This is a genomic window from Methylorubrum suomiense, from assembly GCF_022179765.1.
GTDB classification, from domain to species: Bacteria; Pseudomonadota; Alphaproteobacteria; order Rhizobiales; family Beijerinckiaceae; genus Methylobacterium; species Methylobacterium suomiense.
The window spans coordinates 227,720-238,062 of record NZ_BPRE01000007.1 but is presented as its reverse complement, the minus strand read 5'-3'; the positions used below and the strand labels follow the sequence as shown (position 1 = coordinate 238,062).

The following is a 10,343-nucleotide window of genomic DNA, read 5'->3' as shown; positions in this document are numbered from 1 at the left end:
AAATTCGGCGAACCCGTCAATCAACGCGCAGCCGCCCTGCGGCCTTCAGCGAGGCCGTTCCCATTGCCAGAACACCGATCCGGTGAACTCGAAGACCGGTTCGCCGCGCTGATTTTTTGCTGTGTTGTGGTGCGTGGCGATGCCCCAACCGGGTCGTGAGGCCAAGGCGCGCCGGTCGGTCAGTTGGCAGGCATAGGAAATGGTGTCGCCGGCATAAACCGGGCGCAGCCAGCGCATATCCTTGAAGCCCGGCGAAGGACCGAGTTGCGGCACCGGACCGGAGCGGGCGGTGAAGGCGACATCGCGGGCGAAGGTCGCGTGCAACCGCTTCATCCAAACGGCCGCTGTCTGCCAGCCTGACGCACAGAGACCACCGAAATGCGTGGCGCGGGCGGCTACGGGATCGAGGTGGAAGACCTGGGGATCGTACTCCTTTGCGAAACCGATGATGGAACCGGCCCCGAAACGATGGGCACCGAGATCGCGCACGTCGCCGATCTCGGCCTCGGCGAGAAATGGGAAGTCCCGAGCCTCCTCGGCCTCAGGCAAGGGCGTCACCTCCACGTCCGTTGTGACCGCCCGCGGCTGCGGCACCGCTCCCGCGCGGGCAAACATCACCGCGAAGGCCTGGGTCATCACCCGGTCGCCGGACGCATTCGTGAGCGTCATCGACAGGCGGGCGAAGCCGCGATCCGGTTTCGAGGCCGAGGCTCGGACATCCTCGACACGAACGACGGCGCTCAACTGGTCGCCCGGCAAGACCGGCCGGATCCAGCGGAGGGCGTCGATGCCCGGCGAGCCCATCGAGGTGGAGCGCGAGATCAGCGCCTCGGCGAGCAGCCGCATCCCAAAGGCCGCCGTCTGCCAGCCGGAGCCGATCAGGGTGCCGACGAAGGTGTCCCTCGCCGCCGCCTCATCGAGATGAAAGGGCTGCGGATCGTAGTCCCGCGCGAAGGCGACCATCGCCTCGCGGGTCACGGTGATGGGACCGGCCGTATATTCCTGACCGGGAGCGAGATCGTCGAAGGTGAGAAGAGCCATGGCCTGCCGTGCGGCGTAACGGGTCCGCGCCGGGCTACCATGCCGCGTCGGATGGGTGCCAGTGCGCCGAGCTGTGCCGCGAGAAGCCCGATCCATGCCGCCCATTCGCTAGACCGATTGGGAGTTCCAGGAGCAACTCTGGGACGGAGCGTATTCCGCCCGCCGATCAAGACGAACCTCGCAGGCTGAAACCTCAGCCCGATACTGTCAGGAGCCAGTCAAAGAGGGCCGTATCGTCCGGGCCGATCTGCTCCGCGCGCACCATCGTGGCAACAGGCCCCTACGAGCGCACCTCGCGCTTGGCGACGAAATTCAGCTCATCGACCAGCACATCCTTCACCACATCGGAACCCAACCGCTCGTTGACCTTGCTGCGGATCTGGGCGAGGCGCCCATTGATGTCGTACCGAGCCAGCTTTCTGAAATCGATCGTGGTGTCGCCGTAGATCTGGCGGAACGTTTCGTCCACGACGAAGGCGTTCGGCGAGACGGGCAGCGTGTGCATCAGCTTGGCATCCGCCGTGAAGACCAGCACGGCGACGATGTAGCCTTGGACCTTCCCATCGGTCACCATCGGAATGTTGATGGGGGCAAGCTTCTGGTACTGGAGGCCCTCCAGATACGGCTCGGTCGACTTCTTGAAGAAGCCTCCGCCGTAGGTCACGGCCGCGTAGCAGGAGGCGATGGTGACGGCGCAGATCCACAGGCCGCTGACGAGGACGCGCATGGTTCAGCGTCCGGGATGCGCCGAATAGGTGCCGTCGGAATCCGCCGCCCGCAACGTCGCGGCCAGCGTGTCGCCGATCTCCTCCACCGCCCGCAGATGCCGGGCCACAGCCTCCTGGTTGCGCGCCAGCTTGTCATGGAGCCGGGCCAGGACGATGCCGGTGGCGCCGTCGATCTCCTCCGCCGGAACCGAACGGGCGAGACGCGTCAATTCAAGGAGGCTTTGGCTCTTGGCGCGATTGACGGCTTCCAGATCGATCGCGGCGTTGAGCGTGAGGGCCTCGGTCTCCGCCTCGATGGTGGCTTCGAGGCGCTTGAGGGATTCGAGCAGCATGGCGTGTCAGACCTTTCCGGCGACGCCCGTCGCCGCGGGAGAAAGCGTCGGTGCCCGAGTCGGTTGGGAGGCCTCCAGCATCCGGGCGATCCCGATGCCGCCGGATTTGGCGATCTGCTGACCGATTTGCTCGGCGAGCATGGATTTCCAGAGATTGCCGGTATGGCCCTTGCCGTAGACCGCCTCGGCCTTGTCCGGCAGCATCGTCTCGATGAATTGCTGAAGAACCTGCCCCTCGAACTTGCGGTAGGGATCGGACGCTTCCTTTAGCGTCGTGTCGTTCTTGAGGTTCGTGAGCGTGCCCCTGGCATCGAGAGGCATGTGGAGGCTGTAGCCTACGTCACGGGCCGCCTCGGCCGCGATGCCGGCGAAGGCCGCTGGATCGCCGGGTTGCGAGAGCTTGGCCGCGGCCTCCTGATACCGCGCCGGATCGGCGGCACGGGCGACGTCCATCACGATGTCGGAGGGAGGGGTGATGCTCATCGCGGCAAAGTCCCTGGCACCTGTCTCGAATCTGCGCCCTATCGCGGGCCTGCTGCCCGCCGCGTGCTGTCGTCGCCACCCCTCGAAGCGGGGAGGGGAAAGCACGCGGACGACTCTAGCGCCGCTGGCTTACGGCAGGCTTGCGTCGCGGCGTTGGGCCAGCCCGTCGAGGCGCTCGATACCTTCGACCCGCTCGCGCTCCTGCCGCAGCAATTCGGCGACGCGCTCGGCGCCGCGTTCCGCCCGCTTCTGGGCGAGGCTCTGTTCACGCACGGCCTCGGTCTGTCGGGCAGCGGCCTCCTCCAGTTCGGTGGCGCGGGCAGCGAGCGACCGCAGACGGCGATTAGCGGCTTCGAGGAAGAGATGACCGTGGCTGTCTCCGCCGAGGGCTGCGAGCAGGGCGGCGCGATCCACCTCCAAGGCCGCGGCATCGCCCTGGATCGCCGCCAGCTCCCATTCGGCCGCGCGGCGCATCTGCGCCTGAACGGCGCTGAGACGCTCGGCGCGCTTGAGACGCTTGGTCAGATCCCCGGTCGCGGCCATGGCCTCAGCCGCGCCTCAGCCAAGCGGCGTATCCCGCCAGGAACTGGGTCACGAGTTCGTCCGCGACGCTGTAGAGCAGGATCAGCGCACCGAACATGATGAACGGCGTGGCCACGAAGTAGACGGGAATCGTCGGCGTCAGCTTGTTCACGAAGCCTGCCGCGAGGTTCACCGCCACGGCGTAGATGACGAACGGGGCCACGATGCGAAGGGACAGGGTGAAGGCTTCGCCGATCTGATCGGTGATGCGGACCAGCGCCGTCTGCGTGCCGAGACCCTCCCCGGGTGGGATGCGGGAATAAGAATCGACCAGCCCGCGAAACAGCTCCCAATGCAGATCGGCGGCGAACATCAGGGCGACCGCCGAGAAGACGATGAACGACTCGACCGCCGGAACTGCCTCGGTGCCCTCCACCGGCGTCCCCGGCATGCTGCCGAAACCGACCATGGTCGAGGCGGCGTTCAGGACGGTCTCCAGCACGAAGACGAAGATGCGGCCGAGAAAGCCGATCATCAATCCGGTGAAGGTCTCGCTGGCGATCCAGGCCAAAGTCTCGGTCGGCGCATGGCCCGTCACCTTGGTCTGGAACAGCGGCAGCAGCAGCGGCGTCACGGCGAGGGAGACGCCGCCCGCCACCAGTAGCCGCACCTGCGCCGGCACCCGCGGGCTCGACAGGCCGGGTACGATCAGCAGGCAGGCGCCGACGCGGCAGAAGATCAGGAAGGTCGCGAGAAAGGCCTCGCCGCCGACGAGGCTTCCCGCCAGGGCCATCATGAGATGGTGCCCAGGGATTTGATCTCGACGCCGCGGGCGATCTCGAGATGCGAGAGCACCGGCAGGGTCGGGAAGATGCGCTCGACGATCATGCGGATATAGGGCCGCGCATCCGGTGCCACGACGAGGGCGAAGCTGTGGACTTGGCGCATCCGCTCGCGGATCGCCTCGCCGGCCTCGGTGCCGAATTGCTCGACGAGGCGGGGATCGATGTCGAACTCGATGACCTCGCCCTTCGCGTCGCGCTTGAGGGCTTGATGGAAGGTCAGGTCCCAATTGGCCCCGAGGCGCAGCACGTGCAGCGTGCCGTCCTCGGCGAGATCGCCGCAGATCTGCTGCGCCACCCGCATGCGCACATGCTCGGCGATCTGCTCGGCCCGGCGGGCATGGGGGGAGATTTCCGCCACCGCCTCCAGAATGAGGTGCAGATTGCGGATCGAGACGCGCTCGGACAGCAGCAATTTCAGAACCGCCTGCAGACTCGAATGCGAGATCTGCGATGGGCTGATCTCATCGAGCAGGCGCTTGTATTCGGGATCGAGCCGATCGAGCAGCGCGCGCATGTCCTTGTAGGACAGGAACTGGGGCAGGTTGTTGCGGATGACCTCCGAGAGATGGGTCAGCAACACCGAGGCGCCGTCGATCGCCTCGAAACCAGCGCGGCGGACCTCGGCGGCATAGGCATCGACCACCCAGAGCGCCTTCATGCCGAAGGCGGGCTCGCGCACCTCCTCGCCGGGCACGTCCGGGCGCGGTCCCTCGCCCACGACCACGAGGAGTTCGCCCGGCCGCATTTCCTGGGTCGCCGCGACGGTCCCGTGGATGCGGATCTGGTAGTGTTTCGCCGGCAGGGTCAGGCTGTCGGTCAGCTTGATCTCGGGGACGACGAAACCGTACTGGCGCGCAAACTTGCGGCGCATCTTGGCGACGCGGTGCTGCAACTCCGTGTGGCTCGTCTGAATCTGCGCCGAGACCTGACGGCCGAGACACAGCTCGATTTCCGGAGTCTTGAGCTGCTCCTTGACCGAATCCTTGGCCTCGGCCTGCTTCGCCTCGGCCTCGAGTTGGGCCTTGGCGGCGGCGAAGGCGGTGCGGGCGGCTTGGCGCTTCGGGATGGTGATCGCCACGAAGCCCATCAGGCCCGACAGCGCGACGAAGGGGAGGAACGGCAGGCCGGGGACGAGGGCGAACATCAGCATCAGGGCGGCGGCCACCATCAGGGCGCGGGGATAGGCGCTGAGCTGACCGAGCACGGCTTCTTCCGCAGTGCCGCGGGTGCCCCCCTTCGAGACGAGAAGACCGGCGGCGAGGGAGACGATCAGCGCCGGGATCTGCGACACGAGGCCGTCGCCGACCGACAGCTTCACGAAGACATCCGCCGCCTGACCGAGCGGCATGCCGTGGCGGGTGGTGCCGATGATGACGCCGCCGAACACGTTGACCGCAATGACGATGAGCGACGCCACCGCCTCGCCGCGCACGAATTTCGAGGCACCGTCCATGGAGCCGAAGAACGCGCTCTCCTCCTCCAGTTCGCGGCGGCGGCGCTGCGCCTCCTTCTCGTCGATCAGCCCGGCATTGAGGTCGGCGTCGATCGCCATCTGTTTGCCGGGAATGGCATCGAGCGTGAAGCGAGCGCCCACCTCGGCGATACGGGTTGCCCCCTTGGTGATGACGAGGAAGTTCACCGTGATCAGGATCACGAAGACGACGATTCCGATGACGAAATCGCCGCTCATCACGAATTGCGAGAAGCCCTGGATGACGTGGCCGGCGGCGTCGACCCCCTTCTGACCGTTCGCCAGGATCAGGCGCGTGGTGGCGATGCCCAGGGCGAGCCGCAGCAGGGTCGCGATCAGGAGGACGGTGGGGAAAGCCGAGAATTCGAGGGGCTTCTGAATCCAGAGCGCCACCATCAGGATCAATACCGACAGGGCGATCGAGAAGGCGAGGCCGATATCGATCAGCACCGCCGGCACCGGCAGGAAGAGAACCGCCAGGATCGCGACGATACCGGCCGCGAAACCGAAATCCCGCCGTGACCGCTTCTCCGGGACGAGCGCCTCGCTCACCGCCATGTCGACACCGCTGCCAGCCTCATGGAGCGGTCATGGCCGAGCAAGCTTGCGTGGGGATGGGGGGCGGACCCGGCGAACGGGAGGCGCTCAGCCCAAGTTTTCGTCGCGGTTCGTCAGGTCTGGTTCGGCTTCAATTGGTAGAAGATGTGCCGGCCGATCATATCCTTGCGCTTGAGGCGACGGGACCAGCCCGGCTTCACGTAATCGGCGTGGTAATGCGTCGCCCCGCCGACTTCGCTGAGATAGGTCCGGCCCTCGATCACGGCGCTGGCGATGCGGGTCGCCGTCTGCCACGAGCCGGCATCGGTGATGCGCAGCGACTTGCCTTCACAGGCGAACGAGAACTGGCACCCCATGAAACGGTGGCGGTTCTGATAGACGACGCCGCAGACGCTCTGCGGATAGAGGCCGCTCTTGACGCGGTTGAGCACCACTTGGGCGACCGCGGCCTGTCCCTCCTCGGGCTCGCTGCGGGCTTCGAAATAGACGGCCTCGGCGAGGCAGCGCTGCTCCTTGTCCATGGCCTCCGGCCCGATCAGATCGGCGTAGCGATGCTTGGCGTCGGGGGCGGCATCTTCCGGTTCGGTCACCGGCGCACGGTCGAGGCGCGGCGAGAAGCCCGGCATGACAAGGCTGCCGGCGGCGACCTCGATCGGTGTCGCGTCGGCCGGCGCGGGCGTGACGGAGGAAAGGGCGACCGCGCGGGGCACGGCAGGGGTCGATCCGTCGGAATCGGCCAGGGACGGCTGAGTGCCATCGTCCGGATCGCTGTCATGCGTCGAATCCGGCGTGGCGACGATGCCCGCGGCGATCATGTCGGAAGTCCAGGCCGAAGGGAGACCGCCTGTCGTGGTGACGTCGTGATCGTAGAGGCGCTCCGGCGGCATGGTCGCGTCCGTGCCGGCTGTGGCCGTGAACGAAATCAACAGGCCGCTCGCGAGCATCCACGGCACGACGGCCGAGACGATGAAGCGCGGCCCAAGGCCCAGTCCTCGCACGCGTCTCGTACGCAACGCCGACATCCCACGCTCATGCCAGGCCCGAGGATCGCAGCGTAGCGCACGCAGCAATCACCGTTCCCCATCAGCGTCAGTTTAATCGCGAACGTGGTTGCCGGACGGTTAAGTCCTGGGCTCCATGCGAGGAGAACCTGTCAGCGGGACGGCTGTCCGTGCCGCGCGGCAAAGCCGCCGACGACGATCGTCAGGTAACCTACCTGCCCCTGCGCTTCGACGATCATCCGTCCAGCCTGGCGCTCGCTGCGGTCCGCCAACGCGAAACCGAGCCCGAGCAGCCCTGAAGCGGTGACGAGGCTTGCCAAGATCCAGAGGAAGGCGTGCTGCATGGCCCGCGGGGACGGCGCAACGGCGCGCGCGTCGAGAAGGGCGATGGGGGAATCGGGATGGGGCATGTGGCAAGTCCCGCGAGGACCCGGACCAAACGACAGGCCGGCGCTCCCGCGCGTGGACTCCCGCTAGCATTGAACGCGCCAGCACGACACGGGTTCAGGCGGTCATCCGCAAAAATATTGCGTAGCTTCGCGACCCTAGGCCAGTAGAGGCGCCCCGGAGGCTCCACTCCGGGACGCCGAGCCTCTTACTCGGTCTTGCCGAGCGCCGATTGCGCCGCGGCGAGGCGGGCGATCGGCACGCGGAAGGGCGAGCAGGACACGTAGTCGAGGCCGACTTCCTGGCAGAAGCCGATCGAGGCCGGATCGCCGCCGTGCTCGCCGCAGATGCCGAGCTTGATGTTCGGACGCTGCGCGCGGCCGCGCTCCGTCGCAATCTTCACGAGTTCACCAACGCCTTCCCGGTCGATCGATACGAACGGGTCGACGGCGAGAATTCCCTTCTGGGTGTAGGGCCCGAGGAAGGTCGCGGCGTCGTCGCGGGAGATGCCGAGGGCCGTTTGGGTCAGATCGTTGGTGCCGAAGGAGAAGAACTCCGCCGTCTCCGCGATCTCGCCAGCCTTCAGCGCCGCCCGCGGCAGCTCGATCATCGTGCCGACCTGATACTCGAAGGTCGCGCCCGTCTCCTCGGCGACCGCCTTGGCCATCGCGTCGATGCGCGATTTGACGATGTCGAACTCCATCCGGGTGAAGACCAAGGGAACCATGACCTCCGGGGTCACCGGGGCGCCGGTATCCTTGGCAGCCTGCACCGCGGCCTCGAAGATGGCGCGGGCCTGCATCTCGGCGATCTCCGGGAAGGCGATGGCCAAGCGACAGCCGCGGAACCCGAGCATCGGGTTGTGCTCGGACAATTCGCGAGTGCGGTGGCGGATCTTATCCTCGCTCACGCCCGTCGCGGCCACGACCTCCTGCACCTCCTCGTCGGTATGCGGCAGGAACTCGTGCAGCGGCGGATCGAGCAGGCGGATTGTGACGGGCAGGCCCGACATGATCGTGAACAGCTCGACAAAGTCCTGGCGCTGATAGGGAAGAAGCTTCGCCAAGGCGGCGCGGCGCCCCTCCGCATCGTCGGCCAGGATCATCTCGCGCACCGCGACGATGCGGTCGCCCTCGAAGAACATGTGCTCGGTGCGGCACAGACCGATCCCTTCCGCGCCGAACTTGCGGGCGGCCCGAGCATCGGCGGGGGTGTCGGCATTGGTTCGCACCTTCATGGTGCGGACCGCGTCGGCCCATTCCATCAGCGCGGCGAAGTCGCCCGACAACTCCGGCTGGAGCATCTTGACCTCGCCCTGGATCACCTGACCGGTCGAGCCGTCGATGGTGATGACGTCGCCCGCCTTCAGGGTGACGCCGCCGACCGTCATGGTCTGCGCCTTGTAGTCGATGCGGATCGAGCCGACGCCGGAAACGCAGGGCTTGCCCATGCCGCGGGCGACGACGGCCGCGTGGCTGGTCATGCCGCCGCGCGTCGTCAGGATGCCCTCGGCGGCGTGCATGCCGTGGATATCCTCCGGCGAGGTCTCGATGCGCACGAGGATCGACTTGCGCTCGGCCTTGCGGGCGGCCTCGGCGGCTTCGGAGTTGAACACGATCTCACCGACCGCCGCACCTGGCGAGGCGGGGAGACCCGTGGCGATCACCTTGCGCTCGGCATCCGGGTCGATGGTGGGGTGGAGAAGCTGATCGAGGGCACCGGGCTCGATGCGCTTGATCGCCTCGTCCTTGGAGATCAGACCCTCGCCCGCGAGTTCGACGGCGATGCGCAGGGCCGCCTTGGCGGTGCGCTTGCCGTTGCGGGTCTGGAGCATCCAGAGCTTGCCACGCTCGATGGTGAACTCCATGTCCTGCATATCACGGTAGTGCTTCTCCAGCACGCCGTAGATGCGGGTCAGTTCCGCGAAGCTCTCGGGCATCGCCTTCTCCATCGAAGGCTTATCCGAGTTGGCCTCGATGCGGGCCTTCTCGGTGATGTCCTGCGGGGTGCGGATGCCCGCCACCACGTCTTCGCCCTGCGCGTTGATCAGGAACTCGCCGTAGAGCGCGCTCTCGCCGGTGGAGGGGTTGCGGGTGAAGGCAACGCCGGTCGCCGAGGTGTCGCCCATGTTGCCGAACACCATGGCCTGGACGTTCACCGCCGTGCCCCAGCTCTCCGGGATGCTGTTCAGCTCGCGGTACTTCTTGGCGCGCGGAATCATCCACGAATCGAACACGGCGCCGATGGCGCCCCAGAGCTGGTCCTCGGGCTTCTGCGGGAAATCCGAACCGTGCTCGTCGCGGACGATCTTCTTGTAGACGCCGATCAGGTGCTTCCAATCGTCGGCCTTCAGCTCGGTATCGAGGCTGAGATTCTTGCTGTCCTTGTAATGCTCCAGGGCCTCCTCGAAGGCGTGGTGCTCCACGCCGAGCACGACGTTCGAGTACATCGTGATGAAGCGACGGTAGGAATCGTATGCGAAGCGCTCGTCGTCGGCGTCCTTGGCCAGGGCCTCGACGGTCTCATCGTTGAGGCCGAGATTCAGCACTGTGTCCATCATGCCCGGCATCGAGGCGCGTGCGCCCGAGCGGACCGAGACGAGGAGCGGCTTCTCGGCATCGCCGAAGCGGCGGCCGGTGAGGGCACCGACCTTCTCGAGCGCGGCCTTCACCTCCTCGGCGAGTTCCGACGGATAGGTCTCACCGTGCTGATAGTAGTAGGTGCAGACTTCCGTCGTGATGGTGAAGCCGGGCGGCACCGGCAGGCCGAGGTTCGACATCTCGGCGAGGTTGGCACCCTTGCCACCGAGGAGGTTGCGCATCGACGCCTCGCCCTCGGCCTTGCCGTCACCGAAGGAATAGACCCATTTCGTCATCAGGCTCTCCGCTCGACGGATGGCGCGAACGCTCTTCCAATTCCCGTTCCGTCTGGCTCATATCGCCCGAACAGAACATGAAGGCCGCCAACGGGGCGCC

Annotated in this window: 10 protein-coding genes; all 10 read right to left on the bottom strand. The window is 66.6% G+C overall.

The genetic code is table 11. From position 1 onward, the window contains the following. Nucleotides 1–45 precede the first annotated feature (45 nt). Entirely contained in the window at nt 46–1,041 is a 996-nt protein-coding gene (locus MFF26_RS13345) for a MaoC family dehydratase (protein ID WP_137830069.1), read from the bottom strand. Between the two features lie 280 nt (nt 1,042–1,321). Beyond that, nucleotides 1,322–1,768, bottom strand: coding sequence for a hypothetical protein (locus MFF26_RS13340; protein ID WP_137830070.1), 447 nt, complete (start codon nt 1,766–1,768; stop codon nt 1,322–1,324). A 3-nt stretch (nt 1,769–1,771) separates the two neighbouring features. Next, on the bottom strand, nt 1,772–2,101 hold the full coding sequence (locus MFF26_RS13335) for a flagellar protein FlgN (protein ID WP_137830071.1): 330 nt from the start codon (nt 2,099–2,101) through the stop codon (nt 1,772–1,774). Nucleotides 2,102–2,107: 6 nt separating this feature from the next. Beyond that, complete coding sequence (locus MFF26_RS13330; RefSeq protein ID WP_238308093.1) at nt 2,108–2,584, bottom strand: rod-binding protein; 477 nt, start codon at nt 2,582–2,584, stop codon at nt 2,108–2,110. A 129-nt stretch (nt 2,585–2,713) separates the two neighbouring features. Continuing rightward, nucleotides 2,714–3,127 (bottom strand): hypothetical protein, encoded by a 414-nt coding sequence (locus MFF26_RS13325; RefSeq protein ID WP_137830072.1) that lies wholly within the window; start codon nt 3,125–3,127, stop codon nt 2,714–2,716. Between the two features lie 4 nt (nt 3,128–3,131). After that, nucleotides 3,132–3,899 carry a flagellar biosynthesis protein FliR gene (fliR, locus tag MFF26_RS13320; protein ID WP_373324472.1) on the bottom strand — a complete coding sequence of 256 codons (768 nt, stop codon included), beginning with the start codon at nt 3,897–3,899 and terminating at the stop codon, nt 3,132–3,134. Continuing rightward, complete coding sequence (gene flhA, locus MFF26_RS13315; RefSeq protein ID WP_137830074.1) at nt 3,899–5,980, bottom strand: flagellar biosynthesis protein FlhA; 2,082 nt, start codon at nt 5,978–5,980, stop codon at nt 3,899–3,901. Before flhA ends, fliR begins: the two co-directional genes overlap by 1 nt. A gap of 113 nt (nt 5,981–6,093) precedes the next feature. Continuing rightward, on the bottom strand, nt 6,094–6,993 hold the full coding sequence (locus tag MFF26_RS13310; protein WP_137830075.1) for a cell wall hydrolase: 900 nt from the start codon (nt 6,991–6,993) through the stop codon (nt 6,094–6,096). Between the two features lie 140 nt (nt 6,994–7,133). Continuing rightward, entirely contained in the window at nt 7,134–7,391 is a 258-nt protein-coding gene (locus MFF26_RS13305; RefSeq protein WP_137830076.1) for a hypothetical protein, read from the bottom strand. A 185-nt stretch (nt 7,392–7,576) separates the two neighbouring features. Continuing rightward, nucleotides 7,577–10,243, bottom strand: a complete 2,667-nt coding sequence (gene ppdK / locus MFF26_RS13300; protein ID WP_137830077.1) for a pyruvate, phosphate dikinase — start codon at nt 10,241–10,243, stop codon at nt 7,577–7,579. Nucleotides 10,244–10,343: the final 100 nt, after the last annotated feature.